At 69.2% G+C, this 16085-nt stretch carries 11 protein-coding genes; 4 read left to right on the top strand and 7 right to left on the bottom strand.

Going from position 1 to position 16085, the window contains the following annotated elements; all coding sequences use genetic code 11:
* Positions 1-2 precede the first annotated feature (2 nt).
* Positions 3-1679 carry a hydantoinase B/oxoprolinase family protein gene (locus ACGFIV_RS14895; protein ID WP_358557325.1) on the bottom strand — a complete coding sequence of 559 codons (1677 nt, stop codon included), beginning with the start codon at positions 1677-1679 and terminating at the stop codon, positions 3-5.
* Positions 1680-1704: 25 nt separating this feature from the next.
* Positions 1705-3756 carry a hydantoinase/oxoprolinase family protein gene (locus ACGFIV_RS14890; RefSeq protein ID WP_392835061.1) on the bottom strand — a complete coding sequence of 684 codons (2052 nt, stop codon included), beginning with the start codon at positions 3754-3756 and terminating at the stop codon, positions 1705-1707.
* A 163-nt stretch (positions 3757-3919) separates the two neighbouring features.
* Between ACGFIV_RS14890 and ACGFIV_RS14885 the strand changes: the two genes are divergently transcribed.
* Together ACGFIV_RS14885 and ACGFIV_RS14880 are read left to right on the top strand one after the other, a co-directional pair.
* Positions 3920-5314, top strand: coding sequence for a leucyl aminopeptidase family protein (locus ACGFIV_RS14885; protein ID WP_392835058.1), 1395 nt, complete (start codon positions 3920-3922; stop codon positions 5312-5314).
* Complete coding sequence (locus ACGFIV_RS14880) at positions 5311-6345, top strand: ornithine cyclodeaminase family protein (RefSeq protein WP_358558801.1); 1035 nt, start codon at positions 5311-5313, stop codon at positions 6343-6345. Before ACGFIV_RS14885 ends, ACGFIV_RS14880 begins: the two co-directional genes overlap by 4 nt.
* Before the next feature lie 71 nt (positions 6346-6416).
* On the opposite strand, the gene ACGFIV_RS14875 is transcribed toward ACGFIV_RS14880, so the two are convergent.
* Positions 6417-6677 carry a hypothetical protein gene (locus tag ACGFIV_RS14875; RefSeq protein WP_358558799.1) on the bottom strand — a complete coding sequence of 87 codons (261 nt, stop codon included), beginning with the start codon at positions 6675-6677 and terminating at the stop codon, positions 6417-6419.
* 225 nt (positions 6678-6902) lie between these two features.
* Between ACGFIV_RS14875 and ACGFIV_RS14870 the strand changes: the two genes are divergently transcribed.
* Together ACGFIV_RS14870 and ACGFIV_RS14865 are read left to right on the top strand one after the other, a co-directional pair.
* Positions 6903-7319, top strand: a complete 417-nt coding sequence (locus ACGFIV_RS14870) for a UvrD-helicase domain-containing protein (RefSeq protein ID WP_392835054.1) — start codon at positions 6903-6905, stop codon at positions 7317-7319.
* Positions 7316-8320 carry a 3'-5' exonuclease gene (locus tag ACGFIV_RS14865; RefSeq protein ID WP_358558795.1) on the top strand — a complete coding sequence of 335 codons (1005 nt, stop codon included), beginning with the start codon at positions 7316-7318 and terminating at the stop codon, positions 8318-8320. The genes ACGFIV_RS14870 and ACGFIV_RS14865 overlap by 4 nt, the downstream gene beginning before the upstream one ends.
* A gap of 237 nt (positions 8321-8557) precedes the next feature.
* Here the strand turns inward: ACGFIV_RS14865 and ACGFIV_RS14860 are convergent, their stop codons facing one another.
* From ACGFIV_RS14860 to ACGFIV_RS14845, 4 genes are read right to left on the bottom strand one after another with little or no spacing between them, the layout of a single operon-like run.
* Positions 8558-10111 carry a serine/threonine-protein kinase gene (locus ACGFIV_RS14860; protein WP_358558793.1) on the bottom strand — a complete coding sequence of 518 codons (1554 nt, stop codon included), beginning with the start codon at positions 10109-10111 and terminating at the stop codon, positions 8558-8560.
* Between the two features lie 41 nt (positions 10112-10152).
* Entirely contained in the window at positions 10153-12093 is a 1941-nt protein-coding gene (locus ACGFIV_RS14855; RefSeq protein ID WP_392835049.1) for a class I SAM-dependent DNA methyltransferase, read from the bottom strand.
* Entirely contained in the window at positions 12090-12797 is a 708-nt protein-coding gene (locus ACGFIV_RS14850) for a M48 family metallopeptidase (protein ID WP_392835046.1), read from the bottom strand. Before ACGFIV_RS14850 ends, ACGFIV_RS14855 begins: the two co-directional genes overlap by 4 nt.
* Before the next feature lie 19 nt (positions 12798-12816).
* Complete coding sequence (locus ACGFIV_RS14845; protein WP_392835042.1) at positions 12817-16044, bottom strand: type I restriction endonuclease subunit R; 3228 nt, start codon at positions 16042-16044, stop codon at positions 12817-12819.
* Positions 16045-16085: the final 41 nt, after the last annotated feature.

Genomic DNA, 16085 nt, shown 5'->3' with positions numbered 1-16085 from the left:
GCTCAGACGGAGACCGCGTAGAGCTCGGCCGCCCGCGCGGCGGAGACGTGGCCGTCGAGCACGTCGGTCCGTACGGCCTCGGCGTCGCGCTCGGCCGGGTCGCCGAAGCCGCCGCCGCCACCGGTCATGCAGCGGATCACGTCACCGGCGGCCAGGCGCAGGCCGTTGCACTTGAGGATGCGCCGCTCGTCGGGACGGCCGGGGTTGATGACGATCTCCGGCGGGACCGCGTCGTGCCCGCCGAACAGGCCCCACGCCGGGGTCGACGACCGCTCGAACCACAGTGAGACCGTGCAGTCGTGCAGCACCGTGTACTCCCGGAGCACGCCGTTGCCCCCGCGGAAGCGGCCGGAGCCGCCGGAGTCCGGCCGGATCTCGTACCGGCTGATGCGGAACGGGTAGCGGGTCTCGAACACCTCCACCGGGATGTCCTTGAGCGAGCCGTTCACGTTGTTGATCAGGGCGGTCTCGCCGTCCGAGCCGTCCCAGGCGCCCCAGCCACCGAGGGTGGCCTCCAGGCTGACGTAGTCGCGCCTGGTCCGCGGGTCGGTGCCGGCCAGCAGCACGATCATCGAGTCGCCGTGGCTGGCGCCCGCCACCTTGCCCGGCATCGCCGGAGCGAGCGCCTTGGCCACCATGTCGATGAGCAGCCCCAGGTGGGAGAAGTACCACTGGCAGGCGGCCGGGGCCACCGCGCCGAAGACCGATCCCTCCCGCACCTGGACCGTCATCGGGCGGAAGGACCCGCCGTTGCCGGGCACGTCCGGGCTGACGAGCAGCTTGTACCCGACCCGGCAGGCGGACACCGTCTGGGACGTGCCGCAGTTGATCGGCCCCGTGGTCTGGTCGGCCGACTCGGTGACGTCGAAGTCGATGTCCGAACCGCTGACCGTGATCCTGAGCTTGATCGGGATGGTGGTGCCGAGGTCGATGCCGTCGTTGTCGAGGCAACCCTCCGCGGTGTAGACCCCGTCCGGGATGGCCGCGATGACCTCGCGCTCCAGCGCCTCGGTCTGGGCGAAGATCTCGTCGCGGGCGGCGCGCAGCGTTTCGAGGCCGAAGCGCCGGACGATCTCCTCCAGGCGTGCCTGGCCCATCTTGATGGTGGCGATCATCGCGTGCATGTCGCCGCTGGTCTGGTAGGGGAAGCGCACGTTCGTGGCGATCGTGCTCATCACCCCGGGGACGTCGCGGCCACCCTCGACCAGCTTCTGCGCGCCGAGCCGCAGGCCCTCCTGGTAGATGTTCACCGAGTCCATCGACCCGCCCGGGTCCTTGGAGCCCACGTCGATCCAGTGCGCCCGGGTGGCGGTGAAGCCGACCAGCTCCTCGTCGACGAAGACCGGCCCGAAGATGGTGACGTCGTTGAGGTGGGTGCCGCCGAGATAGCTGTCGTTGAGGATCCACACGTCGCCCGGCTGCCACACCTCGCGGCCGAACTGCTCCTCGGTCGCCTTGGTGCAGGTCTCCAGGTTGCCCAGGAAGATCGGCAGGCCGGCGGACTGGCCCAGCACCTGGTGCCGGTCGTCCAGCAGCGCGACGACGCAGTCGCCGCACTCGTAGATGATCGGGGTGTAGGCCGATCGGATGAGGGTGGCGTTCATGTCGTCGGCGGCGGCGGCGAGCGCGTTGCGGATGATCTCTACCACGACCGGGTCGACGGTCCTGTTGTCGGTCACGATTCCTCCTGTCTCACAGCGTTTCTCACAGCGTGCCGTCCGTGCTGGTCCGGATCACCAGGGAGCCGATGGGGTCCACCGACACCGAGAAGCCGGGGGGCACCACGGTGGTGGCCGTGCCCTCCACGATGATCGCCGGGCCCTCGAACGCGTGCCCGGCCGCCAGGTCCTCACGGCGGATGAGCGGGGTCGAGCGGCTCTGGCCGTCGAACACGACCTCGCGGAGCCGGTGCGGGAACGCCGTCTCCGTGGCCCTCTCCACCTGCTCGGCGGCGCCCCGGCCGAGGTCGCCGAACGCGGTGGTGCGCAGCGTGACGAACTCGATCGGCGCGCCCAGGTTCGCGTGGCCGTAACGGGACTCGTGCTGCTGCCCGAACCGCTTGGCGATGATCTCCACGAAGTCGTCGCGGGCCGGCTCGCTCGCGTCGAGGAGCGGCACGGTCAGGGTGTACTCCTGAGCGGCGTAACGGATGTCGACCGCGTACTCCACCCGGCGGTTCGGCTCGGGCACCCCCTCGTCGGCCAGCGAGCTCAGGGCGGCCTCGGCCATCGCCGCGAGCCTGGCCGCCATGTCGGCGGTGTCCAGGTCGGCGTCGAGGTGGAAGTAGGTGTCCGAGGCGTCCTTGCGGATGTCGGTCTGCAGCATGCCCCACGCGGAGAACGCGCCCGGGAAGCGCGGCACCACGACCTCGCCGATGCCGAGCTCCCTGGCGAGGAAGACCGCGTGCATCGGACCGGCGCCGCCGAAGGCGACCAGGGTGAAGTCGCGCGGTTCGATGCCCCGCGAGACGGTGATGGTCCTGATCGCCTGGGCCATCTTGGCGTTGGCGACGTCGCAGACGCCTTCGGCCATGGCCACGGTGTCCAGGCCGAGGCCCTGTGCCAGGCCTTCCAGAGCGGTACGGGCCGCGCCGGTGTCCAGCGTGAGCGAGCCGCCGGCGAACCACTCCGGGTCGATGCGGCCCAGGACGAGGTTGGCGTCCGTCACGGTCGGCTCGGTGCCGCTGCGGCCGTAGCAGGCGGGGCCGGGGGTCGCGCCCGCCGAGCGGGGGCCCACCCGCAGGCCGCCGGCCTCCAGCCAGGCGACGGAGCCGCCGCCGGCTCCGATGGTGTGGATGTTCACCACGCTCATCAGCATCGGGAGGCCCTCGATCTTGGCCTCCGGTGAGATGTCCGGCTGCCCGTCGATGACCAGCGACACGTCGAAGGACGTGCCGCCCATGTCCACGCAGATGAGGTTCGGCCGGCCGATCGCGCGGGCCAGCTCGACCCCGCCCATGGTGCCGCCGACCGGGCCGGACAGCAGCGTCTGCAACGGGCGGCGGCGGGCCGACTCGGCGGTGAGGATGCCCCCGGAGGACTGCATGACGTGCAGCGGTACGGCGAGCCCCCGCTCCGTCAGGTTCGTCTCCAGACGCTCCAGGTAGCGTCGCACCACCGGGCCGGTGTACGCCTCGACGACCGCCGAGGAGGTGCGCTCGTACTCCCGCCACTCCTTCGCGGCCTCGTGCGACAGCGAGATCGTGAGGTCCTCGCCGAGCTCCTCGCTCAGGATCTCGCGGGTGCGCAGCTCGTGCGCCGGATCCAGGTAGCTGAAGAGATAGGCGACCGCGATCGCGCCGAACCCGCCGTCGCGGTAGCGCTGGGCCGCCTGCCGCACGGCCTGCTCGTCCAGAGGTTCGAGCTCCGTGCCGCCGGCGTCGAACCGGCCGCCGACCTCGACGATGTCGCGCAGCGGGACCAGCGGCGCCGGCTTGCGGAAGTGCAGGTCGTACAGCCGGGTGCGCGGGCCGCGCGCGATGTGGTAGGTGTCCCCCGCGCCCTTGGTGGACAGCAGCAGCACCTTCACGCCGCGCCGCTCAAGGAAGGCGTTGAGCCCCTGCGTGGTGCCGTGCACCGTGAACGAGATGTCGCCTGGGGAGTCCACCAGGGACTCCAGCGCTGTCAGCACTCCCTCGGTCAGGTCTTCCGGCGTTGTGGACGATTTGCCCACCTGATAACGGCCGGTGGCTTCGTCGTAGCCGATGACGTCGGTGAATGTGCCGCCGATGTCCATGGAGACCCGGAAACGGCTCATCAAGGAGCTCCTCTCTGCAAGGCGTAGCGGTGACCGTAGCTCCGGCGCGGCCACCCGGGATGTGCACGGCGACCACCACATCGCCGGGTCACCGTGCGAGGCGCCCTGCGAGGGCTTGAGGTCCGGCGGGAAACTGGGCGCGCCGTAACAGGGGAGGTAGGCGATGGACGTCGCGGTCGGACCGGGTCGGGCGGATGTGCCGGAGGTGCGAGGGGTCTTCACCGAGGAGGTGGAGAGCCTTCGCGCGGCGGGCCTGCTCAGGTGGGAGGGGTTCACGGCCGAGCCGGGCTCCACCGCGCCGGTCGAGGACGGGGGTCCTGTGCTGCTGGCCGGTCTCGGGCCGCTGGACGGGTGCGACGCCGAGCGGCTGCGCGCCGCCGCGGCGGCCGCGGCGGCACTGCTGCCCGGCGATGCCGTGCGGGTCGACCTGGCGGGCCGCGGCGCGGGCGCGCTCGGCGCCGGGGAATCCGTCCGCGCGGTCGTGGCCGGGCTGGCCCTCACGGCCGCGCGGCCGCTCAGCGTGACGCTCACCGGGCTGGATGGACCCGACGGTGACCACGCCACCGCGGGGCTGCTGGACGCGGAGGCCGTGCTGCTGGCCCGGGAACTGACCAACCGCCCGCCGAGCGAGCTCGTCCCGGATGACCTGGCGTGCCTCGCGCGGGACGTCGCCGCCCGGGAAGGCCTGGCCGTACGGGTCCTGGACGAGCATGACCTGCGGGAACTCGGGATGGGGGCCCTGCTCGGCATGGGCGCCGGATCTCCGCACCCGCCTCGGCTGGTGGACCTGCGCCACGAGCCCCCGGGCGCGCGGTGTTCGGTCACGCTGGTGGGCAAGGGCATCACCTTCGACTCCGGCGGCCTGTCCCTGAAGTCACCCGCGGCCATGATGGGCATGCGGGGCGACATGGCGGGCGCCGCGGTCGTACTCGCCGTGATGTCGGTGCTGGCCAGGCGGGGGCTCCCTGTCGCGGTCCGCGGCCTGCTCCCGCTCGCCGAGAACATGATCGGCCCGGCCGGCGTACGGCCCGGCGACGTGCTGCGCGCCTGTGACGGCCGGCGGATCCAGGTGCTGGACACCGACTTCGAGGGCCGGGTGACGCTGGCCGACGCGCTCGCCCTCGCCGCGCGGGAACGCCCCGGCGCGATCGTGGACGTCGCCACGCTGACCTACCAGGTGGTGACGGCGCTCGGACCGGAGATCGGCGGGGTGCTCGGCCGCGACCGGGGCCTGACGCGGCAGGTGCTCCGGGCGGGCGCGCTCGCCGGCGAGCCGCTGTGGGCGCTGCCCTGGGCGCGTCGCTACCGGGACCAGATCGCGTCCGGCTACGCCGAGGTGCGGAACTTCCCCGAGGCCGACACGGGCCGTGCCATCACGGCGGCCCTGCTGCTCGGCGAGTTCGTCCCGGAGGAGATCCCGTTCGCCCACCTGGACATCAGCGGGCCGGCATGGCGCGGTCCCGCCTCCGGCCACGGCGCCACCGGCTTCGGCGTGCTCACCCTCACCCGGCTGCTGGAGTCGCTCGCGACCGCCGCGGTTCCACTGGACCGCTCATGACGGCGGCGTCGAGGGGGCCATGGCCACGGCGTCTCGGTCGGGGGGCGGACGACCAGCCCCCGCAGTACGTCACGGGTGAGCAGATCGGTCGAGGGGCGGACAACGAGCCCCCGCCATACGTCACGGGTGAGCAGATCCGGCGCGTCCTGCCGATGGAGCACGCGGTGATGGCGCTGGAGCAGGCGTTCCGCGCCCGCGCGGGCGAGGACGACCCGCCCCGCACGGCCGTTCCGTGGAGCCACGGCGAGCTGCTGGTGATGCCCAGCGAGCACGCCGAGTGGGCGGGCACCAAGCTCGTCACCGTCGCCCCCGGCAACCCCGCGCTCTCGGTGGACCGGATCAACGGCACCTACGTCCTCTTCGACGCCGCGACCCTGGTCCCGAGGCTGCTCCTGGACGCGTCCGAACTGACCGCGCTGCGGACCGCCGCCGTCAGCGCTCTGGCGACCCGCTATCTGGCCCACACCGACGCGCGGACCCTGGTGGTCTTCGGCACCGGCCCGCAGGCCCGGTCGCATGTGCGGGCGATGCTCGGCGTCCGGCAACTGGCCGAGGTGCGCGTCGTCTCCCGCGATCCGGCGCGGGCCGCGAAACTGGCCGGCGAGCTCGCCGTGGAACACGGGCTGCCGGTGACTCCCGGCACCCCCGCTGACGTGGCGGCGGCCGACATCGTCTGCACCTGCACCGGTTCGGCCACTCCCCTGTTCGACGGCCGCCTTCTGGCCGACGTGGCACATGTCAACGCCATCGGCGGCCACCACCCCGAGGTGCGAGAGGTCGACTGCGAGACCGTGCGGCGGGCCTTCGTCGTGGTCGAGCAGCCCGGCCCGGCCCGCCGCGAGGCCGGAGACCTGATCATGGCGGTGAAGTCCGGCGCGGCGGACGACTCCGTCTTCGACGTCGACCTGCACCGCGTCGTCACCGAACCGTGGACCCGCCCGGAGCGTCCCACCCTCTTCAAGTCGGTCGGCCTCGCCATGGAGGACCTCGTCGTCGCGGCGGAGATCGCCACCAAGGTGCTGACGCCGTGACGCGGGCCGGCTTCGGAGGCGTTGAGCGACGCGCTTGGCGACTCCCCCTTGGATCGCGAGCGGCGCCGCTGTCAGGGGTGGGCCTTGCGGTAGCTCTCGTACAGGGCGGCGAGGTTGTCAGTGTAGAGCTCTGTGTAGCCGCAGGACGCACAGATCCAGGCGCGCACGGTGCCCGTCGAGGAGCCCTGCTTCCAGACGAACCCGTGGTCCGGCGGCTCGGGCTCCTCGACGCGGACGCTCAGCGGCAGCGAACCGTTCCTCGCGTGATCGCGCACCTCCACGCCGGCCATGACATGGGGCGAGCCGCATTTCGAGCAGAGATCACGTGTCACGGTCTTCCCAGTTCCTCGTCGAAGGTCATTCCGCACCGGCAGCGTATCCGGGTCCCGGATCAGGTGGCGCGGCGAAAATTTTCCAAGTAAATCATCTGCCAAGTTGTTCGGATGCGGGATCACGGCGGCACGACCACACCTCAGCGACCTGGCCGCCGGGTCCGGCCACTACCGTTCAGGGGCGTCCTGCGGCTCCGACCGGCCGCCGACGCCTGGCACAAGCCCGTGTTCAGCGTCGTCATCGCGGCCGCCCTCCCCAACCTCGTACTGCTCGGCTTCGGCCGCCTGGACCTCGCCGTCTACACCTCCGTCCATTTGACGACAATCGGGCTGTTCGACTTCGACTCGATCGTCGCGCAGTCGCTACGGGTCCTGCGCGAGAACCCGAAGGTTTCGAAGATGATCGCCGCCCGATATCCCTGGTTGATCGTCGACGAGTACCAGGATCTCGGCCCAGTCTTACATGAGCTGGTCTTGCACCTGCATGACCATGAAGGTGTTCGAGTCGCCGCCTTCGGCGATCCCGATCAGTCCGTCATGTCCTTTACCGGGGCCGAACCCCGCATCTCCTGGAACTGGCTTCGCATTCGGACTTCCGCGAAATCCCTCTCAATATCAACTACCGCTGCGGACAAGCCGTGATCGATGCCAGCCATGTCGCGCTTGACGGGGCCCGTACCCACCGGGCAGACCCCCTTCGCAGCGATTCCGGAGGCCTGGAATTCGTTCCTCTCGCTGGAGACCTGCCTGACCACGCACAGCGTGTTGTCGACAAGGTGGACCAGCTCATGGCCTCAGGCGTGGACCTCCACAAGATCGCGGTTTTCTACCCGCGCAAGGGTGAGCTATTGGACGCGCTCATCAATGCTTTCGACATGAGCGGCCTTGCATACGTTCATGAGGGCGAACACCGTCTCCCCAAGGGCGACCTGGCCGACTTCATCCGAGAGTGCGCCGCCCGTGCCATCCTCGGACCTCAGCCGATCCATGGGAAAATCGATCACCATGTCGACAGCGTGAGCACGATCACGGATCTGGCGCACACCTACAACCGACTTCGACGCAGCAGCGGTCTACTCGAACTCCCCGAACACGTCGTTGGAGGCCTACTGGTCAAGGCCCTCCATGGGACATCCGCAGAGGACTACCTGGCCCTTTGGTTGGAAAAACTTTCTGATGCGCTGCAACTTGCCGCTGTGGGCACAGGGAGCCCGATCGTCCGGGACCAGAAAGCACTCCAAGGCTTCATGAACGTCGCCCAGAGCTACGGACTCACGGTAGGCGACGTCGCGGGCTCTGTTCGCGTCGGCAGGCTAACCCTCACGACCTATCATTCCGCGAAGGGGCGCGAGTGGGACTTCGTCATGCTGCCCGGGCTCGTGGACGGCATCATGCCTTACCGCCCGTGGTCGCGCCCGCATGGACGGCACCTTGAACCGAGTAAGGCAGGACTCACAGAGTCAAGAAGACCGTTCTACGTCGGCCTTACGCGGACGAAACAGACCGCCACTCTGATCTACGGCGGCTACTGGACAATGTCTTGGGGAGAGCGAAACGAGTACGGAATATCACGATTCGTCCTTGAGCTCATCGGCAGGTTGAGCACAGGTCCTGCTCTCGCTGATGCGATTCGAGGCGACTAGCTGATCGGGCGCCCTGCCTGAGATCAAGATACGAACTGGCGTCATCCGTGCTGGCCGTCGTTGCCACTGCGTTTGGGCTGCGATCGCCCTGCCGGATAGGAGGGCACCGTCAGACCTGCGGTTGGCGATCGCCCAGCGGAATGTCGTTAGCCGTACGCGTCTGAGGTAGGGCACCTGTCGTCCCTCCGCTGTCATCCAGTACAAGCCGAGGCTTGGCGACCAGGTCGGGCGGCCAACTCAGAGAGTAAGTCGGGCGAGACCATCCCGGACTCTGACCGTCGCCGGGTGGTCGGAGCCGTACAGGCGGTCGAGATCATCGAGCAGGTCGGCGAGCGTGCGGCGGGCGGAGTCGATGTCGCCGGTGCTCTTCTCCAACTCGCCGATCTGCCGCCGCAGCTCCAGGGTCCGTGGGTCGTCCACCGGATAGGCATGCATCTCGTCGAACAGAAGATCGTTCATCAGTCGGAGGGCGAGCGCACCATCCCCAAGGTGAGCGTGACAGGTGGCCTCCTGCATACGGCACTGGAAGACCCGCTCGTCGTCGGCGGTGTACCGCTTCGCCAGATCCGCGGCGAGCCGGTGGAATTCCGGAACCGCCTGGCGGTAGTCGCCGCCCCCGAACAGCACGTTGGCGAGTTGCATGCGCAAGCTGAGTACTTCGGGATCATCCGCGCCGAGGGCCTGGCCGGCCGGCTCGGCGACGGTCGCGAGCACGTCGACAGCCTGGCTGTAGCGGGATTCTCGTACGAGCGACATGGCCTCACGACGCGCACGCTCGATGTCTCCCCTGCTGAAGTCCGTGTCACCCCATCCGGAAGGCTGAGCGATGACCCGTGCCGCAGGCGCGCCCGTCGCGTCAGGCCGATTCAGCATCCGACCGACCACCTGCGAGTACATGCGCAGCGGGCTGGGTCCGCTCACGGTGACACCGGGAAGCTGCCCGACCCTGGTTACATAGGGAAGCAACCGGTCATGGACGGTCGCGGCGTCCGCGGGCCTGTCCTCCACCCGCTTGGCCAGCATCGACAGGAGGAGGGCGTCAAGATCGGCCGGCACGTCGGGCCGGAGCGGGAGCACCGAGGAGGGCGCGGTCTGTACGTGCTGCTCGAACACGCTGTACTCGGTCTTCCCGGTGAACAGCCTTTTGCCCGTGAACAACTCGTGCAGCACACAAGCGAGGGCGTACAGGTCGGTCTGCGGTGCCAGGGTGCCGGCTCGGATCTGCTCCGGCGGCATGTACGAGGCGGTGCCCAGCATGTGGCCGGTGCGGGTGAGCCGGGACAGGTTCGGGTCATCGAGCACGGCCAGCCCGAAGTCGAGCACCTTGAGGGTGCCGTCCGGACACAGCATGAGATTGGCGGGCTTCAGATCCCGGTGGAGGATCGACCGTTCGTGGGCGGCGCTCAGCACCGCCGCCACCTGGGCTCCGATCGCGGCGACCCAGCCGACGGGAAGGGGGCCATGCTCGTCGACGACATGGTCGAGCGTGACGCCCTCGACGAACTGCATCACCAGGAACAGCCGTGGTCCGCGCAGCGGATCCTCGAACGATCCCGCATCATGGATGGCGGGTATCCCGGGGTGATCCAGCTTGGCCATGATCATCGCTTCATGGATGAACCTGCGCTCCAACTCCGGATTGGGAACGCCATCAGGGAAGCGGATGAACTTGACGGCGACCCGGCGGTCCAGGCGTTTGTCGAAGCCTCCCCACACCTCGCCCATGCCTCCTCTGGCGAGGTGGATCTTGTCCAGTTCATACCGACCGAGGATACGGACGTGCTCAGCCACCACGCCTCCGGACGTCGCAGGAGAGATCGACAGGGAAGAATCTAGCCGGGTTGCAGCGTGCCTTCGAGAAGACCGTCGAGGCCGGACCTGACCAGGGCGTCGCTGACCGTCCTCATCTCCCGGACGGCGTCCTCGAAGGCGAGGAGCCTGCGGAAGGTCTCACCATACGCCCGCTGCTCGTCGATGGGCAGACGTGGCAGCTGGGCGCGACGGGGATCGATGCGGCCGGAGGAACCCAGACGCGTGCTGGACTCCCCGGTGCCGCGGAGGCACCCGGCGAGGAACTGCGGGTCCAGCCGGTCGGGATCGGTTCTGAACAGCAGCAGCTCGGGCCCGAGAACGGCTCCGCCCTCCCGCATCACGCGGGTGGCCATGTCACGACGATGGATGAGCGGCGATACGACGTCCCCTGGTTCGATGACGACCAGTCCCGGCACGTCCCCGGTTCTCCTGCTGGGCGCTCGGTCGAGCAAGAGGTCCTTGACCGTCAGGACGGGCAGGCCGTCTTCCTCGAAGGCCATCTTGAGCGGCCCTTGGTAGACGGCCACCACCCCGGCCCTGACCAGCTCCCCGACCGTGGCCATCGGCAACTCCCGGCGCCGTGCCAGCGGGGTCAGTTTCGGGATGTCGAGTCCGGCGAGCGCCGCCGCCGTCCGTTCCCGGACCGCCGTGAACACGGACGGCTCCAGCTGGCTGAGGCCGCTCACCCGATGTGTGGGGGTGAACGAGATCTCCTCGTCGAGCAGGTCGATGATCCGCACGGTACGGGCCGCGCTGGGCAGCTCGGTGCTGTCAGTGTAGGCGCGCCAGGCCGCTTCGGCGACTGCCAGGTCCTCTCCTGCGTTCACCAGGAGCACGTCGGAGGCGGGCTGCTCGTCCTGCTCAGGACGGCGCAGCACCCACAGGTCGGGCGCCCCGCTGGAGGCGGGCGCGGCACCGGCGGAGAGGGTCACGATCGCCCGCACCGCCCCGGCGCGAAGCAGGTTGCCCCGGATCCGCCGACCGGCGCGGCGACTCGCGGCGACCCCCGGCATCATGATCACGACGAGTCCGCCGGGCCGGACATGGGCGAGACAGTGCTGGACCCAGGCGAGCTCGGACTCACCTCGCGGCGGCAGGCCGTACTCCCAGCGCGGATCACTGGTCAGCTCCTCGTAGCCCCAGCCGCGGTCGTTGAACGGCGGGTTGCAAACCACCGCGTCCACCCGCTCGCTGGAGAAGGCGTCGGCCCTGAGCGAGTCACCCGCCCGGATGACGGCGTCGACGCCATGGAGCAGCAGCCTGGTCGCGGTCAACCGTGCCGCGCTCGCGTTGACGTCCTGTCCGAGGACCCGCGAACCACCACAGGCCAGCAGCAGAGTGCCGATGCCGCAGGAGGGATCGAGAACGGTCCCACTGGACGTCCCGGCCAGGCGGGCCATCAGCTCGGCCACGTCGCGCGGAGTGGCGAGCAGCCGGCGGGAGTGCAGGTCTGTGTAGCGGTCGCAGATCTCGTCGAAGGCACCCGCCGGGCCGCGCTCGGCGGCGATTTCGGCAAGAGCCCGGATGACCTCTGGTTCCACCGCCGACGCCCCGGGGAGCCTACCGGGGATCTCTGGAACAGCGTCCTGAACCGCCGCGGAAAGGCGCTGAACGAGCTGGTCGTCGGGAAGAAGAGAGAGTTTCCGCCACCCGGCGGCGTCGCGTCGCAGGTACAGCAGGAACGCGCCGACGTAGCCCACGGCGTCGCCCAAGCGGAGATCCTCACCAGCGCTGCGGAGCCGTTGCCAGGCCCGTTCCAGAGGCGGGACTTCGACGTACCTGTCGTGCTGGCGCAGCCACTGCTCCACCTGCGCCAGGGAGAACGCCGGGCTGGTCGCCGTGCCGCCCACCGGCTCAGGGAAGTCGTCGAACCGTTTGCGCCAGTTGCTGACCGCCGCCCGGCCCACGTCGGCGAGGCGCGCGATGTCGGCCGCGTTGACGGTGACGTCGTCTCGCATCATCGTCCCTCTTCCGGCAGCCACAGGTCGGGGCCGAGGCGGCGTAGAAGCTCACGGCGGTCCTGAAAGTCGGGCATCGCGCGCTCGACCAGCCGCCAGAACTCCGCGCTGTGGTCGTGGCGGAGCAGATGGGCCAGCTCGTGCACCAGAACGTAGTCGATCAACGTGGGGGGCAACTGCATCGTCGCCCAGTGGATGTTCACCGTCCCGGACGGGGAGCACGACCCCCAGCGGTACCCGAGCGGCAGCACCCGCAGGCCGGACACCTCGACCCCCAGGCGCGAGGCCCACGGCTCGACCCGCCGTTTCAGCCACGTCTCACCCACCCGGCGGTACCAGCGGACCAGTTCCTCGGCTCCGCCGCCCCGGCCCAGCTCCAGCCGCCCGCGCACCAGCCGCACCTCACGGGCGCGGTCTACGATGCGCAGGCGATAGGACCTGCCCAGGTACGGGAACCCCTCCCCGGACACGTATTCGCGGGCGGGCCGGGACTCCCCCAGCTCGCGCCGCTCGGCGAGCTTGCCGTACAGCCAGGACCGCTTCGCCCGGACGACCTTGGCCAGCTCGTCCCGCGAGATCTCCGGCGGGACGACCGCGGTGACCGAGGCGTCCCGCTCGACGGTGAGCCGCACGCTTCTGCGGCGCTCGCTCACCGACACGTTCACGTCGAGGTCGCCGACGTGCAGGACACCAGGAAAATCACTCACGGTCATCAGCATGCCAGGGTCACCCCTGCGGTATGTACTGGCGGTTACTCTTGACCACGTCGAAGAGCAGGCCAGCCAGGTGGTCGAGGGCGCTCATCTCGCATACCTTCTCGTCGAACAGGATGCGGAAGATGTGCCGGCGGAAGTCCTCCTGGTCGACCTGCTTGCTCGACGTCCAGAAGTCGGTGATGTGGATGCTATCTGCGGCGACTCGGTGGATCTTCCGGGCCACGTCGGCGAGGTGCTCGTCCTGCGCGCTGTCGGCGGAGGTGGCGGTCTCCTGCAGGATGAGACCGTAGAGCGCGCTCTCCACCTGGCTCAGCCCGAAGGGGTTCTGCGGCTGCTCCTCCGTCATCTCGGCGATCAGCCCGCTCAGCGCGAGGACCTGCTGCTCCCAGTCGGTGGCGAGCTGCTTCAGGATCTCCTCCAGCCGCTCGCTCAGCCGCTGGTAGCGGGCCGGGTCCTCGGCACGGTGCACGGTGATGTGGTGCCGGATGGCGTGCTCCATCTCCGACGCCCTGGCGCGCGGCCCGGGCAGCGCCTCCACCTTCTGCGCGAAGTCGGGGGCGGTGAGCGCGACCGGCGGGAGCTTCTGCTCGATGCCGAGCGAGGTGACGTGCTCGTCGATCAACTCGCGGATCTTCGCCCCGTACGCGGCCGGATCGAACCGCCCTTCGTCGTCGCGGTAGCGGCGGGTCGCCGTGATCTTGATGACGCCGAACCGCTTCGCGTCCTCCAGGTACGGCTTGGCCGCCGGGTCCGGCAGGACCGTGTTGACGGTCTTGAGGAAGCGGGTGAGCGCGACGGTGAACCTGGCGCGGAGCTCCTCGTCCTCCAGCGTCTGCACGCACCCCTCGATGTCGGCCGGGTCGCGGAACATCAGGCGTAACCGGTCGCGCTGGGGCTCAAGCTTGGCGATCTCGGCGCTGGGGTCCTTGAGCGCGGACTCGACGTCCTGCGCCTCGGCGTCGTCGAAGTCGCGGGCGTAGACCCGTAGCGCGTCGAGCAGGTTCTTGGCCACGCCCTGGTAGTCGACGACGTAGCCGAACTCCTTGCCGTCGGAGGTACGGTTCACCCGGGCGACGGCCTGGAGCAGTTCGGCGTCCTGGAGCGAGCGGTCCAGGTACATGACCTGCTCGATCGGCGCGTCGAAGCCGGTCAGCAGCATCGACTTCACTATGACGAACCCGATGCCGGACTCGCCGTACGGCTTGGTGAACTCCTGGATCCGCCGCTCCTGCTTCGCCTGGTCGGTCCACTCGGTGTACCGGCTGTCGTCCTTCTCGCCGGCCGAGATGACCGGGACGAAGTCCATGCGCTTCAGCACGTCGAGGTGGCGCGCGGCGTTCACCAGCAAGGCGTGGCGCGGCTTGAGTTCGTCGGAGGGGGTTGCCAGGATCTTCTCCGGCAGCCGCTCGATCTGCCGGACCAGGTCGTCCCTGGCGGCGAGCAGCGCCTCGCGGTAGCGGATCGTCTCCTCCCGGCCGCGCGCGACGACCTGCGCCTTGAAGCCCTCGGGAAGGATCTTGCCGACGTAGTGCCGCAGCATGTGCCTGGCCTTGGCGGCGATGAGCTCCTCCGCCGACGACACCTGGCCCTTGGTGGCGTACCGCCGTTGCAGCCGGTCGCGCTCCTCGTCGGACAGTTCCTCCAGGTCCTCCTCGAACACCTCGTCCAGGTCCCGGCCGTCCCGGATGGCGCCGGTGACGGTGTGGCCCTCGTAGAGGATCGGGACGATCACCCCGTCCTCTTCGGCCTCCTTGAGGCGGTAGGTGTCGATGAAGCTGCCGAACAGCTCGACGCTGGTCTTCCGCTGCCCCTTCCTGGTCATGATCGGCGTGCCGGTGAAGCCGATGCGGGCGGCGTTCGGCAGCGCCTCCCGGAGGTTGGCGCCGAGGGCGGCGGTGTGCGAGCGGTGCGCCTCGTCGATGAGCACGACGATCGACTCGTCGGCGTTCACCTCACCGAGCTCGGTGCCCGCCGCCATCCCCTGGGTCGTCCGGTCGTCCTGGTTCTTCTGGATCATGACGAAGACCACGCCGGGGCCGTGCTTGGCGAGAATCGTCTTCGCCCTGGCCGCGCTCTTCGCCACGTCGACCTGCTCGCCGCTGAGCCGCATGGTCTCGCTGAGCTGCCCCTGGAGCTGCGTGCGGTCGGTGACGACGACGACCTTCGCGTTCGCCAGGTCGCGGGTGGAACGGAGTTTTCTGACCAGGAAGGTCATCGTCAGGCTCTTGCCGGAGCCCTGGGTGTGCCAGATGATGCCGCCGCGCCTGTCGTTCACGCCGTCCCGGGCGCGCGTCTTGCCGGTACGCAACCGCCTGACCGTCCGGTCCACCGCACGGAACTGCTGGTATCTGGGGGCGACCTTGATGGTCTTGCCCTGGTCGGTGGTCAGGAAGGCCACGTAGTTGTGCATGATGTCGAGCAACCTGCCCGGACGCAGGACGGCCGAGGTCAGGATCTCCTGCCTGCTGAGCTGGCCGGGGGTCTTGCCTCTTTCCTCGGCGAGCTCTTCCTTGGTGAGCGGGTACGGGTCGCGCCACGGCACGTAGTGTTCGAGCCGGGCGGTGAACGTGCCGAGCTTGGCCTCCTCGCCGCTGGTCACGATGGTGAGCTGCACGGTGTGGAAGAGCTTCTGGTTGCCGGTACGGACCTCGCTCGGCCGCTGCTCGGCGTAGTCAAGGAGCTGGTCGACGGCCTTGCCCAGGCTGGTGGTCCTGGGTTCCTTGCATTCCACGACGACGAGCGGGATGCCGTTCACGAACAGGACCACGTCGGGGATGATCGGCCTGCCCTGGGTGCCGGGGATGTTCACCCTGAACTGGTTGACCACGGTGAACTCGTTGTTCGCCGGCGTCTTCCAGTCGATGAAGTGGACAGTGCGCCCCTTGCCGCCTTCCCAGCCCGGTACGCCGTCCACGACCGTACCCTTGATCAGTAGCTCGGTGGCCTGCTGGTTCGCTTCGAGGAGACTGCTCGCCGGGATGCGGGACAGCGCGTTGACGGCACTGGTGATCCGAGCCTCGTCCAGCCACGGCTTACCGTCCTGGCCGAGGTTGATCTTGTAGATAGCGTCCCGTAACCGGTCTTCGAGAATCACCTCGTCAAACGTGGTCCGCCCGGACGCGAAAGGCTTGGTCGGGATAACCGCCCCGTACTCCGCCCCTTCGAGATGCTTCCACCCCATCGCCTTGAGCTGCTCGCATAAGGGCCGCTCAACCAGCTTGTACTCCAGATCAGCCATTACGATTCCCGCCGCTATCTCAGATATTCAGTTGACGCCTA

The sequence above is a fragment of the Sphaerisporangium sp. NPDC049003 genome, from assembly GCF_043197795.1.
Lineage (GTDB): Bacteria > Actinomycetota > Actinomycetes > Streptosporangiales > Streptosporangiaceae > Sphaerisporangium.
This window is presented reverse-complemented; position numbering and strand designations above follow the sequence as displayed.